The 18,536-nt window shown below is 57.5% G+C and carries 25 protein-coding genes; 17 read left to right on the forward strand and 8 right to left on the reverse strand.

Going from position 1 to position 18,536, the window contains the following annotated elements:
* Window positions 1-49: 49 nt before the first annotated feature.
* From ACFIO0_RS11805 to ACFIO0_RS11830, 6 genes are all read left to right on the forward strand, one after another.
* Window positions 50-979: a thymidylate synthase gene (locus ACFIO0_RS11805; protein WP_390910593.1), complete on the forward strand. Its 930-nt coding sequence runs from the start codon at window positions 50-52 to the stop codon at window positions 977-979.
* On the forward strand, window positions 972-2,360 hold the full coding sequence (locus ACFIO0_RS11810; protein WP_390910594.1) for a hypothetical protein: 1,389 nt from the start codon (window positions 972-974) through the stop codon (window positions 2,358-2,360). The genes ACFIO0_RS11805 and ACFIO0_RS11810 overlap by 8 nt, the downstream gene beginning before the upstream one ends.
* An 81-nt stretch (window positions 2,361-2,441) precedes the next feature.
* Window positions 2,442-2,870, forward strand: a complete 429-nt coding sequence (locus tag ACFIO0_RS11815; RefSeq protein ID WP_390910595.1) for a VOC family protein — start codon at window positions 2,442-2,444, stop codon at window positions 2,868-2,870.
* Window positions 2,867-3,574 (forward strand): DUF1194 domain-containing protein, encoded by a 708-nt coding sequence (locus tag ACFIO0_RS11820; protein WP_390910596.1) that lies wholly within the window; start codon window positions 2,867-2,869, stop codon window positions 3,572-3,574. The genes ACFIO0_RS11815 and ACFIO0_RS11820 overlap by 4 nt, the downstream gene beginning before the upstream one ends.
* A 26-nt stretch (window positions 3,575-3,600) precedes the next feature.
* Complete coding sequence (locus ACFIO0_RS11825; RefSeq protein ID WP_390910597.1) at window positions 3,601-4,278, forward strand: DUF1194 domain-containing protein; 678 nt, start codon at window positions 3,601-3,603, stop codon at window positions 4,276-4,278.
* Window positions 4,275-4,982 (forward strand): DUF1194 domain-containing protein, encoded by a 708-nt coding sequence (locus tag ACFIO0_RS11830; protein WP_390910598.1) that lies wholly within the window; start codon window positions 4,275-4,277, stop codon window positions 4,980-4,982. The genes ACFIO0_RS11825 and ACFIO0_RS11830 overlap by 4 nt, the downstream gene beginning before the upstream one ends.
* A gap of 9 nt (window positions 4,983-4,991) precedes the next feature.
* On the opposite strand, the gene ACFIO0_RS11835 is transcribed toward ACFIO0_RS11830, so the two are convergent.
* The 3 genes from ACFIO0_RS11835 to ACFIO0_RS11845 form a co-directional block, all read right to left on the reverse strand.
* Window positions 4,992-5,489: a winged helix DNA-binding protein gene (locus tag ACFIO0_RS11835; protein ID WP_390910599.1), complete on the reverse strand. Its 498-nt coding sequence runs from the start codon at window positions 5,487-5,489 to the stop codon at window positions 4,992-4,994.
* Between the two features lie 87 nt (window positions 5,490-5,576).
* The gene (locus ACFIO0_RS11840; RefSeq protein ID WP_390910600.1) at window positions 5,577-5,831 is read right to left on the reverse strand and encodes a succinate dehydrogenase assembly factor 2; all 255 of its coding nucleotides are present in this window, start codon (window positions 5,829-5,831) and stop codon (window positions 5,577-5,579) included.
* Complete coding sequence (locus ACFIO0_RS11845; RefSeq protein WP_390910601.1) at window positions 5,824-6,246, reverse strand: helix-turn-helix domain-containing protein; 423 nt, start codon at window positions 6,244-6,246, stop codon at window positions 5,824-5,826. Before ACFIO0_RS11845 ends, ACFIO0_RS11840 begins: the two co-directional genes overlap by 8 nt.
* Before the next feature lie 115 nt (window positions 6,247-6,361).
* On the opposite strand from ACFIO0_RS11845, the gene ACFIO0_RS11850 reads away from it, so the two are divergent.
* From ACFIO0_RS11850 to ACFIO0_RS11865, 4 genes are all read left to right on the forward strand, one after another.
* Window positions 6,362-7,564, forward strand: coding sequence for an aminotransferase class I/II-fold pyridoxal phosphate-dependent enzyme (locus ACFIO0_RS11850; protein WP_390910602.1), 1,203 nt, complete (start codon window positions 6,362-6,364; stop codon window positions 7,562-7,564).
* 167 nt (window positions 7,565-7,731) lie between these two features.
* The gene (locus ACFIO0_RS11855) at window positions 7,732-8,133 is read left to right on the forward strand and encodes a hypothetical protein (protein WP_390910603.1); all 402 of its coding nucleotides are present in this window, start codon (window positions 7,732-7,734) and stop codon (window positions 8,131-8,133) included.
* An 81-nt stretch (window positions 8,134-8,214) separates the two neighbouring features.
* Window positions 8,215-8,598, forward strand: a complete 384-nt coding sequence (locus ACFIO0_RS11860) for an MAPEG family protein (RefSeq protein ID WP_390910604.1) — start codon at window positions 8,215-8,217, stop codon at window positions 8,596-8,598.
* A 167-nt stretch (window positions 8,599-8,765) separates the two neighbouring features.
* Window positions 8,766-9,182 (forward strand): VOC family protein, encoded by a 417-nt coding sequence (locus ACFIO0_RS11865; RefSeq protein ID WP_390910605.1) that lies wholly within the window; start codon window positions 8,766-8,768, stop codon window positions 9,180-9,182.
* Window positions 9,183-9,221: 39 nt separating this feature from the next.
* On the opposite strand, the gene ACFIO0_RS11870 is transcribed toward ACFIO0_RS11865, so the two are convergent.
* Window positions 9,222-10,577, reverse strand: a complete 1,356-nt coding sequence (locus ACFIO0_RS11870) for an MATE family efflux transporter (protein WP_390910606.1) — start codon at window positions 10,575-10,577, stop codon at window positions 9,222-9,224.
* A 52-nt stretch (window positions 10,578-10,629) separates the two neighbouring features.
* A complete protein-coding gene (locus ACFIO0_RS11875) occupies window positions 10,630-11,025 on the reverse strand; it encodes a DUF4260 family protein (RefSeq protein ID WP_390910607.1) in 396 nt (131 codons plus the stop codon).
* Window positions 11,026-11,125: 100 nt separating this feature from the next.
* On the opposite strand from ACFIO0_RS11875, the gene ACFIO0_RS11880 reads away from it, so the two are divergent.
* The 3 genes from ACFIO0_RS11880 (at window position 11,126) to ACFIO0_RS11890 (ending at window position 14,362) form a co-directional block, all read left to right on the forward strand.
* Complete coding sequence (locus tag ACFIO0_RS11880; protein ID WP_390910608.1) at window positions 11,126-12,031, forward strand: LysR substrate-binding domain-containing protein; 906 nt, start codon at window positions 11,126-11,128, stop codon at window positions 12,029-12,031.
* A 150-nt stretch (window positions 12,032-12,181) separates the two neighbouring features.
* The gene (locus ACFIO0_RS11885; protein WP_390910609.1) at window positions 12,182-13,438 is read left to right on the forward strand and encodes an alpha/beta fold hydrolase; all 1,257 of its coding nucleotides are present in this window, start codon (window positions 12,182-12,184) and stop codon (window positions 13,436-13,438) included.
* A 6-nt stretch (window positions 13,439-13,444) separates the two neighbouring features.
* Window positions 13,445-14,362, forward strand: a complete 918-nt coding sequence (locus tag ACFIO0_RS11890) for an alpha/beta fold hydrolase (protein WP_390910610.1) — start codon at window positions 13,445-13,447, stop codon at window positions 14,360-14,362.
* A 59-nt stretch (window positions 14,363-14,421) separates the two neighbouring features.
* Here the strand turns inward: ACFIO0_RS11890 and ACFIO0_RS11895 are convergent, their stop codons facing one another.
* A complete protein-coding gene (locus ACFIO0_RS11895) occupies window positions 14,422-14,796 on the reverse strand; it encodes a hypothetical protein (protein ID WP_390910611.1) in 375 nt (124 codons plus the stop codon).
* Between the two features lie 62 nt (window positions 14,797-14,858).
* Entirely contained in the window at window positions 14,859-15,266 is a 408-nt protein-coding gene (locus ACFIO0_RS11900) for a DM13 domain-containing protein (protein ID WP_390910612.1), read from the reverse strand.
* A gap of 133 nt (window positions 15,267-15,399) precedes the next feature.
* On the opposite strand from ACFIO0_RS11900, the gene ACFIO0_RS11905 reads away from it, so the two are divergent.
* Entirely contained in the window at window positions 15,400-15,960 is a 561-nt protein-coding gene (locus ACFIO0_RS11905; protein ID WP_390910613.1) for a TetR family transcriptional regulator, read from the forward strand.
* Here the strand turns inward: ACFIO0_RS11905 and ACFIO0_RS11910 are convergent.
* Complete coding sequence (locus tag ACFIO0_RS11910) at window positions 15,957-16,565, reverse strand: peroxidase-related enzyme (RefSeq protein ID WP_390910614.1); 609 nt, start codon at window positions 16,563-16,565, stop codon at window positions 15,957-15,959. The genes ACFIO0_RS11905 and ACFIO0_RS11910 overlap by 4 nt on opposite strands.
* A gap of 203 nt (window positions 16,566-16,768) precedes the next feature.
* On the opposite strand from ACFIO0_RS11910, the gene ACFIO0_RS11915 reads away from it, so the two are divergent.
* Genes ACFIO0_RS11915 through ACFIO0_RS11925 form a run of 3 tightly spaced genes read left to right on the forward strand, consistent with a single transcriptional unit; the run spans window position 16,769 to window position 18,477 of the window.
* On the forward strand, window positions 16,769-17,353 hold the full coding sequence (locus tag ACFIO0_RS11915; protein ID WP_390910615.1) for a site-2 protease family protein: 585 nt from the start codon (window positions 16,769-16,771) through the stop codon (window positions 17,351-17,353).
* A gap of 51 nt (window positions 17,354-17,404) precedes the next feature.
* A complete protein-coding gene (locus ACFIO0_RS11920; RefSeq protein ID WP_390910616.1) occupies window positions 17,405-17,800 on the forward strand; it encodes a hypothetical protein in 396 nt (131 codons plus the stop codon).
* Window positions 17,797-18,477, forward strand: coding sequence for an HTTM domain-containing protein (locus ACFIO0_RS11925; RefSeq protein ID WP_390910617.1), 681 nt, complete (start codon window positions 17,797-17,799; stop codon window positions 18,475-18,477). Before ACFIO0_RS11920 ends, ACFIO0_RS11925 begins: the two co-directional genes overlap by 4 nt.
* The last annotated feature ends 59 nt before the right edge of the window (window positions 18,478-18,536 follow it).

Genomic DNA, 18,536 nt, shown 5'->3' on the forward strand with positions numbered 1-18,536 from the left:
TTTACCCAACGAGGCAGTAATAATCGAAACCCAAAAGAGGTTCGGCAGTATGAAGTATTTTACAAGCGTATGCGCTTTGGCGCTGGTTGTTGGCGCGTGCGGTAGCGGCGGGTCGAACCCTTTTTCAGCGGTGGATTCGTCAACTCCGACCACCGGCACACCCACGACAACATCAACAGTTCCCACCAGCGTTTCCAACGATCTGACGTCTTTTACTTTTGACGGATCGACCTTAACGGTCACCGGACCGGGATTTGACGGCGACGGGCCAGAACTGACTTACACCCGCAAGGCCGGCTTGGACGTTCCAGGCTATGTTGCCTTTGCCGCACAAGACGATGCACTCGATGATCACTTTACGGCCTATGCCCAAACGATCGGCAGCGCGACGGCCGTTCTGACAACGAGCGGCGGCAGCCTGGGTTATTTTGAAGGCGGGGCCAGTTACACTCGCACCGGAAGTTATGAAAAACCCACTGGCGACGATATCCCGACCGCGGGACTGGTGCGTTACGCGGGCAACTACGTCGGGCTTAGCAACGTTGACGGCCCCGGTGGCGATCTGATCACGCCCCCCGTAGGCATCCCGGATGAAGTTTTGCCCGGCCAAGCAGGCTTGGTGACGGGCAACATTATTATCAACGTCGGCTTTGACGACAACGAACTAAAGGGCCTGATTTACCAGCGCGAAATCACAACCGCTGGCGGGGTTCTTGACATGCCTGACATCATTTTGGTGCCGACCAGCATCGATGACAACGGCACATTCAGCGGTGAAGCACAGGTCGGCACGCAAACTGCAGGCGCATACGGCGGCATCTTTGCGGGTGACAATTCAGAAGGTATGGCAGGTGGCGTCCACTTGTCCGATCACTTCCTGGATGGCACAACCGCCGAAGAAGAATACGGCATCTTTGTTCTGGGGCAGTGTAATTCTGCTGTTGAAACAGACACCGAACTCTGCGCGGTAGATGACTAAACGCACCGCATGGGCGCTGTGTGTTTCCCTGCTATGCGCAGGCACACAGGCGGCCATTGCGGACGGATCACAACAGACGACATTGACGTTGGAACAAGGGCGCAAGTTGGCTTTGCACGCCTTATCCAACGGTGATGCGCAACTGGCGCTAAATGTGTCGCGCGGTCTTTGGGAAGCGGACCCGAAGAACCCCCAAACCTATTCGATCATCGCGTCGGCCTACGCCCATCTGGGGGAACATACCGCCGCGCGACGGGCCGCGGCAAAAGCGTATCGATATTCTGACAATAAAACACTGCGCCTTAGTGCCGCCCAATTGGCTGCCCGCGCCGCTTTGGCCGAAGAGCGCCCGACATTGACCCAAGTCTGGCTGCGCCGCGCCGTTTTGAATTCACACTCGCAAGCAGATGAAAAACGCATCGCCAGCGATTACGCCCGCGTGCGTGCCTTAAACCCGTGGAGCTTTCGTTTAAATGGCAGCCTGAAACCATCCAGCAACGTCAACAACGGGGCCGATAGCGCGTTGCAAATCATCGATGGTGACCCGTTGGTCGGCAGTTTATCTGGCAATGCCCAAGCCCTGAGCGGCTGGATCACCGACGTCGATGCGTCTGTCGGCTACAGATTGCGCAGCACTGAAACGTCACGCACATCGCTTGGGGCACGTGTTTTTGTGCATCGTGTGATGCTGTCAGACGGGGCTAAAATACAGGCTCCGAGCACTGAAAATTCCGATTTTTCAAGCACCTACGTCGAAACGTCGTTAAAACAAACGCGGATCGTTGGAGCGCGCAAGAACCGTTTGAATTACGGTTTGGCCGTTGGCACGTCGATTTACGCGCAGAACACGTCCTATCATTTTGCGCGCGGCAGTTTGGGATACAGATGGAAGTTGGCTGCGCAAACCCATTTTTCGTTAAACGGATCGCTGGAACGTCGCCACGTGCCCGGCAAGTCGATCAAGGACAGTTCAATCTATGCGCTCTCAGGCGCGCTTCATCACCGATTGGCTGGCGGCAACACGCTGTCCTTTTCGCTCAGCTTGCGGGATGTCAAATCGGATCACATCAGAACGCCCTATTCCAGCGCCAGCTTGCGTGCATCCTACGCGTTTGCAAAACAAATCGGACCTGCCAAAATTTCGACAGGACTGACGTTCGGATATTCGGACTACGACATCTACTTGACCGGAAATCGCCAAGCCCCCGGCGGACGGCAAGACAGATCGGCCTACGGGGACGTCACGATGGTATTCCCGGAACATGATTACGCGGGCTTTGCACCAACATTGCGCGTTCGCACCGGGCGAAAATTCTCGAATGTCAGCCGCTTTGACACCCGCGAATTTTCGGTGTCATTGGGCATCCAATCAAAGTTCTGAGAGCCGCGCACGCACTGACTGGCATCTTTTGCGCCCCATGCTAGTTTGGACCGTAACAACGTCACACGCAAAGGGCACACCATGACAATCAAATATCTCCACACCATGATCCGCGTTGCTGATCTGGAAAAAACGATGGCGTTTTTCGAACTTTTGGGTCTGAAAGAAACCCGGCGCTGGGACAACGAAGGCGGGCGTTTTTCGCTGGTTTTCATGGCCGCCCCCGGTCAAGAAGACTGCCCTGTCGAGCTGACGCACAACTGGGATGGCGATGATGGTCTGCCATCTGACAGCCGTCATTTCGGGCATCTGGCATACGCCGTCGATAATATTTACGCGACATGCCAACACCTTATGGACAACGGCATCACGATCAATCGCCCTCCACGCGATGGCCACATGGCGTTTGTGCGCAGCCCTGACAACATCTCGATCGAGCTGTTGCAGGCAGATGAACGATTGGCCCCGGCCGAACCTTGGGCCAGCATGGAAAACACAGGTCACTGGTGATCCGGCACGCCGCATTCGTATTGACGGCCTGCCTGATGTCGGCAGGCCCAGCGCTGGCAGAGTGTCGATTGGCGCTTCTGTTGGCGGTGGATGTGTCCAATTCGGTGGATCGGCACGAGGATATCTTGCAGCGAAACGGCTTGGCCGACGCGCTATTGGCACCCGAAGTCGCCGATGCGGTGTTTGCGTCAGATTTTAACGTGGCTTTGGCTGCGTTCGAATGGTCTGGCCGTCATCACCAGAAAATATTGCTGGACTGGACGATGCTAAACGAACCCACACACTTGCAAGCCGCCTCAGATCGCATTCGCGCAAGCCAACGCGGTCAGGTCGATTTCCCGACCGCAATTGGTGCAGCACTGGAATTTGGCGCAATAATGTTCGACCGCGCGCCGCCGTGTTGGGCCCAAACCTTGGATATGGCGGGAGACGGCAAAAACAACGATGGCGATGAACCCGTGGTCGCCTACGCCAATCCGGCCTACGACAACGTCACGGTTAATGGCTTGGTCGTACGCGTTGTGGAACTGGAAATGGACCCGGGCGTTGCGGCCTACTATCGCAGCGATGTCATCCGTGGGCCTGGATCTTTTGTCGAGATTTCCCAAGGCTTTGAGGATTATGAACGCGCGATGCAACGCAAGTTGGAACGCGAACTGGCCCCCGCGATGATCGGGTCTTTGTCGCAGGGAACCCAAGGATGAAGGTCGCATGCGCTACAACTTTGATCATGGCATTTGCACCCTGCGCGCAGGCATCCGAGTGTCGCCTCGCCTTGTTATTGGCGATGGATGTGTCCAGTTCGGTCGACGTCGCAGAAGACCAGTTACAACGCGGTGGCATCGTTGCGGCCCTGACCGCCCCCGAAGTTCAGGCCGCATTTTTCGCATCTGACCACCCGGTGGCACTCGGCATTTATGAATGGTCCGGGCGTTACAATCAGGAAATCCTGCTGGATTGGACAATGATTGATCGCCCCTCTGCACTGCTGTTTGCCGCTGAAACCGTTGCCAACAGCAAACGCAGCCACAACGATTTTCCAACCGCAATGGGGTACGCATTGGGCTATGGGGCGGAAATGTTGAACCGCGCCCCCCCCTGTTTGTACAAAACCATCGATATCGCCGGAGACGGGCAAAACAACGAAGGCTTTCGCCCCGCTGCGGCGTACCGGGAATTCGCATTTCGCGATGTGACTGTGAACGGTTTGGTTGTGAATGCCGCTGATTTTGAAGCGGAAACTGGCCTGATTGCATTTTATCAGCGCGAGGTTTTGCACGGCCCCGGTGCATTTTTGGAAATCGCGCAGGGTTTTGAAGATTACGAGCGCGCGATGCGGCGCAAACTGGAACGGGAACTGACGCCTCACGTGATTGGGCAATCGGAGCGATCAGAGGACGCGGGATGATGCTTCGTCTGCTTGGGGCACTCATGCTAATCGGGTTGGCGACGTCCGCGAATGCGCAATGTCGGCAAGCTTTGGCGTTGGGCTTGGATGTGTCAGGATCAGTCGACGCGCGCGAATATCGCTTGCAGATGGATGGGCTTGCCCAAGCGTTGAGCGCGTCAACCGTTCAATCAAAACTGCTGTCCCAACCGGATACACCCGTCATGTTGCTGGTCTATGAATGGAGCGGTCCAAACGATCAACATACAGTTCTGCAGTGGCAACCTGTGACTTCGGTGCAGGACCTCGAGCAAATCATTGTTGTTTTGCAAAACACCCAGCGGCGTGACGCCAGCCCGGGAACAGCGCTGGGGCAAGCCATGCAAGTTGGTGCCGCACATCTGTCAAAGGCAGACTGTTGGGCCAAGACGCTCGATATTTCGGGGGATGGAAAATCCAACCTCGGGATCAGGCCGCGCGATGCTAAACCGTTGTTGGCACCGCAAGGGATCACCGTAAACGGATTGGTAATCGGGGCAGATGCTCCGACCATCAGTGATACCCGCCAGACTGAAATTGGCGAGCTGTCGTCGTATTTCAGGGCCGAGGTTATCCTTGGCCCTGATGCGTTTGTTGAAACGTCGCTTGGCTTTGCCGATTACGCAGCGGCGATGACCCGCAAGCTGGTGCGAGAGCTGCAAGAGGTGCAGCTGTCCCTGCGTTAAGCGTTCGGGTCAGTAAATATACCTGATCTGATCCGTCCAATAGCGTTCGACCCGTTTGAGCGAGACAGTGATGTCTTCGATCCCTTCAGGCCCCAGCACACCACGGCTTTGCAGCCCTTCGGCGTGGCGTTCGAACAGATCGGTGACGACACTGCGAATGTGGCGCCCCTGTTCTGTCAAACGCACCCGCACTGATCTGCGGTCGATTTCGCAGCGTTGATGGTGCATGTATCCCATCTCGACCAGCTTTTTCAGGTTATAACTGACGTTGCTGCCTTGATAATAACCGCGGCTTTTTAGTTCGCCCGCGGTCACCTCGTTGTCGCCGATGTTGAACAACAGTAGCGCCTGCACTGCGTTTATTTCCAACACGCCAACGCGTTCGAATTCATCTTTGATGACGTCCAAAAGCAACCGGTGCAATCGTTCCACCAGCGATAATGCTTCTAGATATCCACCCATGAACCCCTTTTCAGAGGCTCCGATAAGGGGCTCTTGAATGCTCATTTTTGTCTCCGACTCAATCTGCTCGTTTCAAGCAAACTGCGACAAAAACTGTAATAATAGGTTAAGTTTAGACAAAAGCTGCGAACGCTACTGCAACTGGCGTGAAATCCGGTCAATCAGCCTTGTAAATTGGGGTGGTGGGGCCACCTGCCCCGTCACCCACTGATACAAATCCTGATCGTTTTCGTTCAGCAAAGCGTCATACAAGACGATTTCGGCCTCTTCCATGTTCGCCAAATGTTCATCCGAAAACGCAATCAGAATGATGTCCATTTCCTTGATCCCGCGGCGCATGGATCGCATGCGCAGGCGTTTGATGCGGTGTTCGGGCAGTTCAGACATCTGCCGCGGCCTCGGATGCAGAATTTGCCAACACCCGGCGCAAGCGTTTTTCCAGACGCGCCATTTGTTCGGCGCGCGCGATCATGTCGGCCCGCATTTCGCGAATTTCGGTCAGAATCTCACGCATGTCAGACGTGCTGGTGTCATCATCGGGTGCATCTGCACCGACGCCTTCGCCGTTGATCAGCCACATCATCGAGACATTCAAAATGCCCGCCATGATCGACAGACGGTTGGCGCGTGGCTCGCTTGTGTCGTTTTCCCAGCCCCGGATCGTGCCTGCGCGCACACCCAAACGGCGCGCCAGCTCTTTTTGGCTCATGCCGCTTTGTTCACGCGCGGCCGCAACCCGATCCCCGAATGTTGCTGTGTCAGGTCCGAACCAGTCTTGATCGCCACTATTTGTATCGTTCATTTCGTGTTCCTTAATTCCAAAGCAAATGTTGGGGCGCGCCTTTGCATCAAACTTGATCGTCACAGCCTGCGCGCCTATGGAGGTGGTGATGTAACCCTATCAAACCGAGATCACAATGAAACTGCTCTCCGACACTCTTGCCCGCGTCAAACCGTCCCCCACAATTGCTGTGACAAACAAAGCCGCCGAAATGAAAGCGGCTGGATTTGATGTCATCGGCCTTGGTGCGGGTGAACCGGATTTCGACACCCCCCAGCATATCAAAGACGCAGGCATTGCCGCGATCAATTCCGGCAAAACGAAATACACGGCGGTCGACGGTATTGCTGAGCTGAAACAAGCGATCTGCGCCAAGTTCAAACGCGACAACGGCCTGGATTACACGCCGTCCCAAGTGTCCGTCAGTTCCGGTGGCAAACAGGTGTTGTACAACGCGCTGATGGCGACCTTGAACGAGGGCGACGAAGTTGTCATTCCTGCGCCTTATTGGGTCAGCTACCCCGACATGGTTTTGCTGGCTGGCGGCACGCCCGTTGTGGCCGAAGCATCGATCCAGACCGGTTTCAAACTGACCGCAGACCAGCTCGAGGCGGCGATCACGCCCAAAACCAAATGGCTGATTTTCAACTCGCCCTCCAACCCGACGGGCGCGGGATACACTTGGGAAGAGCTGAAAATGCTCACCGACGTGCTGATGCGCCACCCGCATGTGTGGGTGATGACCGACGACATGTACGAACACCTGTTCTACGATGATTTCAAATTCTGCACCCCTGCCGAAGTTGAACCACGCCTGTACGATCGCACCCTGACAGTGAACGGCGTGTCCAAAGCCTACGCAATGACCGGCTGGCGCATCGGCTATGCAGCGGGGCCGGAAAAACTGATCGCGGCCATGCGCAAGGTGCAATCGCAATCCACGTCGAACCCCTGTTCGATCAGCCAATACGCGGCTGTCGAGGCACTGAACGGCACCCATGATTTTGTGCCCGTTAACAACAAAGTGTTCCAACGCCGCCGCGATCTGGTGGTGAAAATGCTGAACGACGCGGACGGCATCAGCTGCCCAACACCAGACGGCGCGTTCTACGTCTACCCGTCCATCGCGGAATTGATCGGCAAAACCTCGGCCAAAGGGACAACGATCAGCGACGATGAAACCTTTGCCGCAGCCTTGCTTGAGGAAACCGGCGTCGCGGTTGTGTTCGGGGCGGCCTTTGGCCTGTCACCAAACTTTCGCGTCAGCTACGCCACCTCGGACGAGGCATTGCTCGAGGCTTGCACGCGCATCCAGACCTTCTGCGCGGCACTGACATAACCAAAAGACGGGGGCATAACCAAAAGACGGGGGCATAATCAACAGATGGGGGCATAACGCCCCCATCACCCGCATCGCGACTATGCGCCCCTGACAGCGCATGCTATTGTCCCCAAAAGTCATCCGCAGTGGCGGGCACAGCGATAGGCAGGGCAACAGGATATCCAATGGCAGGCGAACTTCCCGACTATTATTTTCGAGTCCGCGAAAACGGTGCAGCGGTGTTTCGTGTCGACACTGAAAACCGTCAACGTCGCATTGAAATGGACCAGATCGCGCTGGTCAACATGCGCAACGGTGAAATCAAACCGCACGGGGACCGGTCCCTGTCTGACGCTGATCTGACCCGCATCAAAGAGTGGATGGAACAGCGCGCAGGCGTACTCGCGCACCGCGACATCGACGATATCCACCGCGCCGTCGACTACATGAACCTCACCACACAATGGGTGCAATCCAAAGCCTCCGATGAACAGCTCGAAGCCGTCACAGATGATCTGCTGTTGGCCATGCATGACTTACGCTCCACTTTGGTGCGCAAAAAGGCGGATCGGTTGATGAAAGGGTAAGTCATCCCTAGATCGGTTCAATCAGGGCCAGTTCTGACAGGGCCAGTTCTGAATAATTTCAATAATATTTAGGAGACCGAGATGTCTGTCGAACTTTCATACCTCGCCATGTACGGCACGTTCACCCTGATTTTGCTGGTGGTTCAAGCAAGCCTCGGCGCGCTGCAACACGGGATCCCCGCATTTGCTGGCAACCGTGACGGGCTGGTGTCTACGGGCATGGCGGCGCGGGCGGATCGCGCGCTCAACAACTCTGTTGTGGCCTTGGCGCTGATCGCCCCTGCCATCGTGATTGTCGCCATGACCGATCAAGCCACCAGCGGCACCGAGCTGTCGGTACGCTTGTTCCTTGGCGCGCGCGTTGTCTACGCAATCGTGTACATTGTCGGCATCCCCTACGTGCGCACTGCCGCATGGGTCGTCGGCTTTTTGGCAACTGCCTGCGTCTATTGCGCAGCGCTGTAAGCGGACTGGAAAACGCGCGCGCGTGGGGGATAACGCCATGCGCGCGAACGACCAAATCGCAAGCAGCGGCGTTCACTCTGGCGGCCACTGATCTGGAATTGTCCGGCCTGCCAAAAATGTGGTAAACGCGTGCCAAGACCCACACTGCCGAAAAGGAACCCACGACAATGATTGCCTACGTCACGGTTGGTGCTGACGACCTCGCGCGCGCGAAACGGTTTTACTCTGCGTTCCTGCCCGCCCTTGACTACGGGCTAAAAGAAGGGCCCGAGGGCCTAAGCTATGCGTTGCCCGTCGCCCTTGGCCAGTCCCCCGTGCTGCCGGATTTCTACGTTAAGCCAACCTTTGACGGGCATCCGGCCTCGGCTGGGAACGGCACAATGGTTGCCTTTGAGGCGCGCACCCAAAAGCAAGTGCGTGATCTTCACGCCGCAGCTCTTGCAGCGGGTGGTTTTGACGACGGCCAGCCGGGTTTTCGCGCCGCCTACGGGGCACATTTTTACGTAAGCTATCTGCGCGATCCGCAAGGCAACAAGATCGCGTTGTTTTCCGACAACCGGGACGAGCCCGGACGCGACGGGTAGTTTAAAATTCACCGCTGATCCTAGGCGACGGCCGCAAGGCTAGCCGATTGATTTGATCATCTTGCCCCAGAACCGCCAGCTGAGCAGCACAGACGCGAATGCGAGACCGATCACCAACCCGCTCCACACGCCGATGCCGCCAAAGCCAAACACAAACCCCAAGACATACGAACACGGGATGCCGATCACCCAATAGCTGACGGCGGCGATGACCATCGGGACTTTGGTGTCCTGAATGCCGCGCAGCAGGCCCAGCGCGATGGCTTGAGTGCCGTCCACCAGTTGAAACAGTGCCGCGATCGCCAGCAGCCCGGTGCCGATGGCGAGGATCTCGAGCCGTGCGGGTTCGGATTCTTGCATGAACAGTGAAATCAACGGCTCTGGCCAGACCAGAAACGCGACTGTGGTGATCAGCGCCATGACCAGCGACATCACGTAAGCGACCTTGGCCCCGCGGGCCAGATGCGCGCGATCCTTGCGCCCGTAGGCGTTGCTAGCCCGAATGGTGCCCGCGTTGCTAAGCCCCAGATGCAGCATGAATGTGATCGCCGACAGTTGCAGCGCCACGCCGTGTGCGGCCAGCGGCACAGTGCCCAGCCAGCCCATCATCACGGCGGTGGCTGAAAACAATCCGGTCTCTGACAGGCCGGTAATTCCGATGGGCAGGCCGAGGCGAAAAACGCGGCTCAGTGCCTCTTGGTCAGGGCGCCACAGACGGACGAACAACTGATGTTCCGGCAGCACGACAATCGCGTAAATCACGACCCCGATCAGCGACACGATCTGGGTGACCAGCGACGCCAGCGCCGCGCCGACAATGCCCAATTCCGGTGCGCCCCAATTGCCAAAGATAAACGCGTAGTTGGCCAGCGCGTTGGAAATCGCGCTGATGATGGTGATCCAGAACACGACCTGTGTGCGCTCGAGTGCGGCGAGATAGCTTTTGATCACCATGACCAACAAGGCCGGGATCATCCCGAAGCCCGCCACCAGCAAATAGCGCCCCGCATCGGCGGCCACGCTGGGTTCCTGGCCCACGCCCAACAGCAACGGTTCGGCCCACAGCATCACCGGCAGCACCATGATCGCATAGCCAAACGACAGCCACAGCCCCATGCGCGTCACCCGCCGGATGCCGACCTGATCGCCCTCGGCGTCCAAACTGGCCACCAGCGGCATTACCGCAAAGGCAAACCCCGCCCCCAGCAAAAACAGCGTAAAGAAATAGCTGCCCGCAATGGTCCCCGCCGCCAGTGCCGCCACGCTGAACCAGCCCAGCATAACCGTGTCGGTCACAGTGATTGCGATCTGGGCCAAATGCCCACCGATCAGCGGCAAGCCAAGCTTTGTGATCGCCTTGGTATGGGCCGGATATGTCATGAATTTAGTTTGCATGCCCTCAGCCTTATCTGGGCTTTCGCGAATGGCAAACCGCAAAAATGTATCGCTACACTTCTTTGCCGGTGCTCAGATGGGTGGCCTTGAAGCCGCGGGCGTATTTCAATCCGTAGCCCAGCATCCGGTCGGCGGCGATATGCACGACCCAAACGCACACAACCGGCCACGCAGCCCCCCAGTCAAATGCGATTGCAACGGCTGCCAGACCGGCGGGGGCCGTGTAGGTGTGCGCCAGATTATAGGCGATGGCCCCGATCCGAGGGCCACGCAAATAGCCAATCATCGCCACGTCAGGCCCTAAAATCAAAGCGGCAAACAGCCACCACGACGCGCCTGTGTAGGCAAATGCGACGCAGGCAATGACGGCAATGGCCGCCCCTTCGATCTGCAAACTGGCGCGCACGGCCCCCGTCGCGTGTCCGGTGTCTGAATAATCCTGCGGCATGCGTTCCATCCTTGTGTGAGGTCTGTGAAACACCTGCCCCCGCACCGCACCCAAAACAATTATCTATATTTCTTCAGTTGCTTGTCATATCTTTACAGGCATGTCCCAGAACCTCCCCTCACTTGATCTGATCCTCAGCTTTCGGGCCGTCATGGACACCGGCAGCCTGACGGGCGCTGCTAAACTGCTGGCGCTGTCGCAACCCACCGTGCGCCGGCAGATTGAAATGCTGGAACAGCAGATCGACACGCCGCTGTTTACGCGCGCCACCAACGGGCTGACGCCCAACGATATGGCCCATGCGCTGCTGCCGATCGCGACCACAATCGCAGCCCAAGGCGCGGCGTTCAAACGGGCGGCGTCCAGTGCTGCGCAGGACACGCACGGCACCGTTCGGGTCACCTGTTCGCGGGTGATCGCCACCCAGGTCGTGCCGTTTATTCTGCCCGCGCTACAAACCCGGCACCCTGATTTGCGGATCGAACTGGTGGCCAGCAACGACACCCAAGACCTGCTGCGCCGCGACGCCGACATCGCAATCCGCATGACCCACCCCACACAAAAAGCCCTGATCCAAAAGGCGTTACCCGACGTGCGGCTGGGTCTGTTCGCAAGCCCCGCACACACCGCCGCGCCGCAAACCACCGATGACATCGCCCATGCGCCGTTTGTGCTGGATGACACCAGCGACCGCATCGCCAAAGGCTTGATCGCCGCAGGCCTGCCCGAACCCCGCAACACCGTTTTGCGCTGCGACGATGAAGTGGCGCAAATCACCGCCCTGCTTGCCGGGGTTGGCACCGGCTTTTGCCAGCTTGGCATTGCCCAGCGCTTGGGTCTGACACAGGTGCTGCCACACATCGAAACAACCCTGCCCTGCTTTGTGCTGATGCACGAAGATCAGCGTCAGATTGCCCGCATTCGGGCCGTCTTTGACCACATGTGCACACACCTACCCGCACAGATTGCACCGAATTCGGTGAAACAACGTAAGGTCAAAGCTTGATCAAGGCCCTGACTGTGGTCACACTCCGATCCGTAAATGATTCAAAGTTCACGACATTACTGTATCGGACCAATTCCAGGAACTGGAAGATCGGAGAACACTATGACTCGCCTTAGCCACCTGATTACGCCTCTCTTTTTCGGAGCCGCAATGACGCTCAACACTGCCCTGCCCGCCGCAGCAAACCCCATCGACACCACCCGCCCCGACGCGCCAGAACTGGCCGCCTACGGGGACATGCCAATTGGCGTGCAGACGATGGAATTTTCCCACGCGGATCAAATCGACATTTTGAACACGACAGCCGACAGCGCCCCAACCTACGAGCGCCCCTTGACGGTCGAAGTCTGGTATCCGGCAGCCGCTGGCACCGAACAGGGCGGCAGTTACACCGCGATCCTGCGCGACGGCAAAACCGAAGTGCCGCTGACAGGGCGCGCCGCACGTGACGCAGCGCCGGCCTCCGGCGCAACATACCCGTTGATCGTGATCTCGCACGGCTATCCCGGCAACCGCTATCTGATGTCGCACTTGGGCGAAAACCTCGCCTCCAAAGGTTATGTGACCGTGTCGATTGACCACACGGATTCGACCTATTCAGACCAAGCCGCGTTCGGATCGACATTGCTGAACCGACCCATCGACCAACGCTTTGTCATTGATCAAATGGCGGCGATGGACGGCCCGCTGGGCGCGATCATCGATGCGGATCAAACCGGCGTTATCGGCTATTCGATGGGCGGCTACGGCGCGCTGATCTTTGGTGGTGCGGGTGTGACCCAAGCGTCCACCGAATACGTCTGGGGCACACCAAACGGGCTGCTCGAACGCCATTTGGCCGGTTCTGACACCCACGAGGCGCTGATTGACGAGCGCGTCAAAGCGGTCATTGCCATCGGTCCTTGGGGCAAAAACGCAGGGTTCTGGGATGCGGACGGCATGGCCGGTTTGCGCAAACCCACGTTGCTGATGGCAGGTGGATCCGATGATGTGTCGGTCTACGCGGCCATGCGCACACTATTCGACGAAGCCGTAGGCACCGACCGTCACTTGTTGACGTTCGAGCACGCAAACCACAACGCAGCCGCACCAATGCCCGCCCCAAAAGAAGCCTACGCGCTTGCGGCCGCTGGCGATTCCGGCCCGTTTGAACACTACGCAGATGCGGTTTGGGACAACACGCGCATGAACAACATCACGCAGCACTTTGCGACCGCGTTCATGGACATGCACCTGAAAGGCGACGCCGAAAAAGCACCCTATTTTGATCTGGTGACCAAAGCCGGCGAAGGCGTCGTGGCCGTTGATGATGCGGGCAAAGAAACGGTCGATCACACGTACTGGAACGGGTTTGCACCACGCACGGCCGCTGGCCTGATGTTCGAAACCAAAAAGGCGGGTGAATAAGCCCTGATGCAAAAAGGTACCAGCAAAACGCTGTCTCTGAATGGCCATGATTTTCACGTGCGGATGTGGGGTTTGCCGCATCTGCCCAAGCTGATCATGTTGCATGGCTACCCGGAATATTCCGGCGCTTGGGACGATCTGGCCCCCAAGTTGTCCGGCATGTTTCACTGCATCGCGCCTGACCAGCGCGGCTATGGCCAAAGCTGGGCACCAAGCGATGTTGGCGAATACACCACCTCGAAACTGGTCAGCGACATTGTCGAATTGATCGGCCATCCGGATGTTGCAGCCAAAGGTCCGGTGTCGGTGTTCGGGCACGACTGGGGGGCGGCAATTGCCTATGGTTTGGCGATGTTCCATCCCGATCTGGTGGCCCGTTTGATCATCGCCAACGGTGTGCACCCGGTCCCGTTTCAGCGTGAAATGGCGGCCGGTGGCGCGCAGACCGAAGCCTCGCAATACATCGGATTTATCCGGCGTGACGATTCCCACGACCAGCTTGCGGCCAACAATTGCGCCAAGATGATGGATCTGTTTTCCGCCAAAATGGACATGCGCTGGCTGACGGAAAATCCCGAAAAGATGGAGGCCTATCGCACGGAATGGTCACGGCCCGGGCGCCTAAAAGGGATGACCAACTGGTATCGCGCCTCGCCGCTGGCGCTGGCTGGCCCCGGCATGCCGATCGAAGTGCCAGAACTGCCGTTGGACAAGCTGCAAGTGCGCTGTCCGCATCTGTTGATCTGGGGGATGGGCGACACGGCATTGCTGCCCGAAACCACCCGCGGATTAGAAGATTTCGCCGCCGATTTAACCCGCGTCGAGATTGAAGACGCCGATCATTGGGTGCTGCACCAACAACCCGATGCCGTTGCGGATGCGGTTGTCGATTGGGTCATCGGCGACGAGTTATACATCCCCTAAAACATGTGCCCCTAAAACATGTGCGCCGCGCTTGAACACGTGGCGCACACCTTTGGAATTTAGCCCGCTTGTGTTTCGTCAGGCTGTTGGGTCAACCCCAACGCCACAACGATCAATACTGCCAGACCGTTCACCCAATAATACCACGCATCCAGACCAGTGAACCCGATCACACCAGGGGCCACAACGAACGCCGCCCCCAGGATGCCGTCCACAGTCAGATGCCCCCAAAACGGAATGATGCGCGCCAGCCCAAAGCGGTAATCCGTCATCAAGCTCAGCGCAAAAACGGCGACCCCTGTGACGACAGACAACCAGAACGCCAGCGGATTGGACGCGCCAAGCCCCAGAACAGACGGTGCAACAATCAGCGCCGTTCCAACCAGAAAATCAAGGACACCGTGTTGATTTGGTGTGATAAAACGAAGTGACATGTGAGCCTCCTAACAGGTGTGAAAGGCGCGCAGGGTATCGCGCGCGCCTGTTTGGGTCGCGATCAGTTCAGGCTGGCAACGCCCAAAGGAACCGCGAATTTCTTGCACCAGATGTAGACCTCGTCGAAATCATCGACGTTGACTGATGCAGGCACGATGTAGACTTGGACGCCGTTCAAGTGCTGCAACGGACCCAAATCCGTGGCATCGGCATACGTGCCGCCTTTGCCAAATCCGACCCGTGGATCAGGCGCACCATCCAGGCTGAAATCGCTGTCCAGAATGACAACCGCACCGCCGTTTGACGTCTTGATGATCTGGATGCCGCCAGTGGTGATGTGATCGCTGGCGCCGGTGAATGTTCCGGTAATTGCGCCTGTGTCTGCTGTGTCGGCAACGCCCTGCAGTGGCGCAAATGACAAGCTGGCAGCAACGACAAGTCCGAGTGTGGTGGCGATAATATTCTTCATGGTTTTGGTCCTATCCAATGTGATGACACCCGAGACATACAGTTAGGAACCAAATAGTTCCAAACACAAAGCCGTGAGTTATTGACTAATTGGTTCCGAACCTATGTAAAGGCAGTAAGCAAAGGGAAATTCCATGGCCAGACCACGCGCATTTGACACCGACCTTGCCCTTGATCGGGCGATGGATGTGTTTTGGGAACTGGGATACGAAGAAGCCACGCTGCCCGACCTGCTCAGCGGTATGCAATTGACCCGAGGCAGCCTTTACAAGGCGTTCAAAGACAAGAAATCACTATTTCTGATCACGCTTGATCGCTACGAAAAACACAGCGTCGCGGACGCAGTCGCGCAGTTAGCAGACACCAGTATCCCGGATGGATGGGACCGCATCATGGCCCTGTTCCACTCGATCGCCGACGCCGTGGGGCAAGACGATCGGCGCGGATGCCTGCTGTGTTCTGCCGCCGCTGGCCCTGCATCTTATGACCCTGAAATCGCCCGCGCGGTGCACCGTGGCTTGGGGCAAATGCGCGCCGCGTTCGAGGCGGCACTGCCCGATGACGGCCCCGCCTTGGCGGACCTACTGGTCACGCAATACACCGGCTTGCGGATTTTGTCGCGCTCGCGCATGCCCACGCCAGTGATCAACGCCAGCATCAACGATTTGCAAAAACTGCGCGACCTGGCGACCTAGGCGTGGTTCCAATCGTCGGGATCGGCCGAATTGTTCGGGCTTAACCCGATGACATCGCCGTCAGTCGAACAGCCCAAGCCCAAAACCGTGCGGTTCGCATAGGAAAAATACGCGCTGACTTGGTTGATTTCCAAAATCTCGCCATCGTCAAACCCTGCGTCGCGCAACGCTTGAATGTCAGCCTCGCGCAGCGCGCTTGGGGCTTGCGTCAACACCTGTGCATAGCGCATCGCCGCCTTTTGTGCGTCATCCAAAGGCAGCGCAGAAATATCGCCCGCCTCGATCCCGACACGGATCGCATCGGCGCGCGGATCATCCCCCAACAAACGCTTCATTCCGGCGAAATGATGTTCAACACAATACGAACAGTCGTTCAGCGCAGACACCCAAACCCCGAGCACCTCAAGAAACCATTTCGGCACCGTATTGCCCGAGTGATGCAGCACGTATTTGTAGACGGCCATGTGCGCCTCCATCGTGTGCGGGCGCAGCGAATGGGCCATCATGATGTTGTCGACGTTGTTGTCGGGGCCGGTGACGCGCGCGTACAGGGTTTTCAATTTGCCCGTTGCCGCCTCGAACGGAATGGTTTTGATCCAAGCCATGATGTCTGTCCTTTTGTTTCGGCCAAACTACCGCAATTCGAACGACTTAAAAGCCAAAGTCGGGTTTGCGATTGCGCCCCTGCCCGATTGCCCCCACAAAAGATCAAATCAAACGCGTGAGTTTTATGTTTTCAGACGGCAGTACAGTTTTCGAATTCCGCGGACCTTTCGGGGTTCCGATCCAGATTTCCAGCACCTTTTTGATGCTGGCATTTTTTATCGTGTTTGTGGGCGGCGGAATGTCGAATTTGCCCTACCAGATCGCCTTTGTCGCCATGATTTTTGTGTCGATTTTGGCCCATGAATTGGGCCACGCGTGGGGCTGCATCGTCCAAGGCATCCCGGTCGAGCGCATCTTGATCCACGGCGGCGGTGGCTACTGTTTACCGGCCCGCCAACCTGCGCGCCTTCAGGACGAATTTATTGTCGCACTCGGCCCGATCGTGAATTTGGGGCTGTGGGCTATCGCGTCGCTGCTGGTGCCGTTCATGGCCGATCCGCTGCTGTATTGGGGCCTTAGCCTGTTTGCGTTAATCAACTTGTTTCTGGCCGTCATGAACATGATTCCCGTCATGCCTTTGGATGGCGGCAAGCTGTTTCAATACGGACTGCGCCGGTTCATGGACAATGATCAGGCGCGTCGTGTCGCCGGTGGCGTCGGCGTTGTCATCGCAATTTTGTGGATCCCCGCGATGATATATTTCTACATTTACCTCGGATTTATCCTGCTGTTTTTCCCGTCGATCCGCGTGCATTGGCAAATGCTGAACAGCACAGATCAAGGTTAACCCAACCGTAAACCCTGCGCGGCTACAACTTGGGTTATGTTGCAAGTCCTGATGCTTTTGCTGCCCGGGCTGATCCCGTCGTGGCAGTTTTTCAAAACGGTCGAACCGTCGCCGCGTGTGCAATGGCGGCTGCTGTCGGATGACGGGTCTGGTGATTGGCGCGACTACCAACCGCGCCCGCAATCGCTGTCTGTGCAGGCCATCCTGCGCCGTCTGCTCTGGAACCCCGATTGGAACGACGCCCTGTTTGTGGTCAGCCTATCAGAGCGGTTGATGGATAGCCCCACGCCCCACAGTTTGCGCGAAATCCAGCGCCGATTAGAGGGCGAAGCCGCGCAAGATCCCTCGGCAGATCGCCTGCAATTCCAGCTGGTTTTTGTCAGTCGTGACGGCGGCGAATTGATGCAAGAAATCACATATCTTTCAGCGCCTTGGCCTCAACCATGAGTTTTGATACCGCCCTGCGCGCCACTGAAATCCTGCTGGCGCTCGCGTTTATCCAGCAAAGTGCGGAACACCTGTGGCGTACGCCCGAAATCCGCTGGCTGTTTGGGCTGCGTCTGGTGGTCAGCATCGTGCTGTTGGTCGGTCTTGCGCCTACCCTATCGCTGCTGATCCTAACGGGTCTTAGCGTGGTCGCACTGCACCATTTCCAAGGACCGTACAACGGCGGCAGCGACCGGATGAGCGTGCTGATCCTGTGGTGCCTGACCCTTGCGCACACCCTGCCGAACCCGCGCTGGCAGGAACTGGCGTTCAGCTATCTGGCCCTGCAACTGACCCTCAGTTATTTCATTTCAGGCTGGGTGAAACTGGTTAACGCAGACTGGCGCACCGGCACTGCCCTATCCGATGTCTTTGCCTTTTCCGCCTACCCCGTGGCCGAAAACATGCGTGCGCTGGCCCACTCCCCCCGCCTATTGCTCACCGCATCATGGGCCGTCATCGCATTCGAGGTCGCATTCCCCCTCGCCCTCTTCACCCCCTTCAGCCTGATCGCAGCACTTTGCATCGCTGCCACATTCCACCTCGCCAATGCCTGCCTTTTCGGGCTTAACCGCTTCTTCTGGATCTGGCTTGCCGCCTACCCCTCGCTGATTTGGTTCCAAGCCCGCGTGTTTTAACCCACGCACCGTCTTCCCCCTGCGCCTCGGCTCTGACATACTGTGCTCCAATCAAAACC

Source organism: Pseudosulfitobacter sp. SM2401 (assembly GCF_042932805.1).
Lineage (GTDB): Bacteria > Pseudomonadota > Alphaproteobacteria > Rhodobacterales > Rhodobacteraceae > Ascidiaceihabitans.

Bases quoted from the DNA above. Each gene is read 5' to 3' on its own strand.
- ACFIO0_RS11805 (WP_390910593.1), top strand. From the start codon at position 50: ATGAAGTATTTTACAAGCGTATGCGCTTTGGCGCTGGTTGTTGGCGCG.
- ACFIO0_RS11810 (WP_390910594.1), top strand. From the start codon at position 972: ATGACTAAACGCACCGCATGGGCGCTGTGTGTTTCCCTGCTATGCGCA.
- ACFIO0_RS11815 (WP_390910595.1), top strand. From the start codon at position 2,442: ATGACAATCAAATATCTCCACACCATGATCCGCGTTGCTGATCTGGAA.
- ACFIO0_RS11825 (WP_390910597.1), top strand. From the start codon at position 3,601: ATGGCATTTGCACCCTGCGCGCAGGCATCCGAGTGTCGCCTCGCCTTG.
- ACFIO0_RS11830 (WP_390910598.1), top strand. From the start codon at position 4,275: ATGATGCTTCGTCTGCTTGGGGCACTCATGCTAATCGGGTTGGCGACG.
- ACFIO0_RS11835 (WP_390910599.1), bottom strand. From the start codon at position 5,489: ATGAGCATTCAAGAGCCCCTTATCGGAGCCTCTGAAAAGGGGTTCATG.
- ACFIO0_RS11840 (WP_390910600.1), bottom strand. From the start codon at position 5,831: ATGTCTGAACTGCCCGAACACCGCATCAAACGCCTGCGCATGCGATCC.
- ACFIO0_RS11845 (WP_390910601.1), bottom strand. From the start codon at position 6,246: ATGAACGATACAAATAGTGGCGATCAAGACTGGTTCGGACCTGACACA.
- ACFIO0_RS11850 (WP_390910602.1), top strand. From the start codon at position 6,362: ATGAAACTGCTCTCCGACACTCTTGCCCGCGTCAAACCGTCCCCCACA.
- ACFIO0_RS11855 (WP_390910603.1), top strand. From the start codon at position 7,732: ATGGCAGGCGAACTTCCCGACTATTATTTTCGAGTCCGCGAAAACGGT.
- ACFIO0_RS11860 (WP_390910604.1), top strand. From the start codon at position 8,215: ATGTCTGTCGAACTTTCATACCTCGCCATGTACGGCACGTTCACCCTG.
- ACFIO0_RS11865 (WP_390910605.1), top strand. From the start codon at position 8,766: ATGATTGCCTACGTCACGGTTGGTGCTGACGACCTCGCGCGCGCGAAA.
- ACFIO0_RS11870 (WP_390910606.1), bottom strand. From the start codon at position 10,577: ATGCAAACTAAATTCATGACATATCCGGCCCATACCAAGGCGATCACA.
- ACFIO0_RS11875 (WP_390910607.1), bottom strand. From the start codon at position 11,025: ATGCCGCAGGATTATTCAGACACCGGACACGCGACGGGGGCCGTGCGC.
- ACFIO0_RS11880 (WP_390910608.1), top strand. From the start codon at position 11,126: ATGTCCCAGAACCTCCCCTCACTTGATCTGATCCTCAGCTTTCGGGCC.
- ACFIO0_RS11885 (WP_390910609.1), top strand. From the start codon at position 12,182: ATGACGCTCAACACTGCCCTGCCCGCCGCAGCAAACCCCATCGACACC.
- ACFIO0_RS11890 (WP_390910610.1), top strand. From the start codon at position 13,445: ATGCAAAAAGGTACCAGCAAAACGCTGTCTCTGAATGGCCATGATTTT.
- ACFIO0_RS11895 (WP_390910611.1), bottom strand. From the start codon at position 14,796: ATGTCACTTCGTTTTATCACACCAAATCAACACGGTGTCCTTGATTTT.
- ACFIO0_RS11900 (WP_390910612.1), bottom strand. From the start codon at position 15,266: ATGAAGAATATTATCGCCACCACACTCGGACTTGTCGTTGCTGCCAGC.
- ACFIO0_RS11905 (WP_390910613.1), top strand. From the start codon at position 15,400: ATGGCCAGACCACGCGCATTTGACACCGACCTTGCCCTTGATCGGGCG.
- ACFIO0_RS11910 (WP_390910614.1), bottom strand. From the start codon at position 16,565: ATGGCTTGGATCAAAACCATTCCGTTCGAGGCGGCAACGGGCAAATTG.
- ACFIO0_RS11915 (WP_390910615.1), top strand. From the start codon at position 16,769: ATGCTGGCATTTTTTATCGTGTTTGTGGGCGGCGGAATGTCGAATTTG.
- ACFIO0_RS11920 (WP_390910616.1), top strand. From the start codon at position 17,405: ATGCTTTTGCTGCCCGGGCTGATCCCGTCGTGGCAGTTTTTCAAAACG.
- ACFIO0_RS11925 (WP_390910617.1), top strand. From the start codon at position 17,797: ATGAGTTTTGATACCGCCCTGCGCGCCACTGAAATCCTGCTGGCGCTC.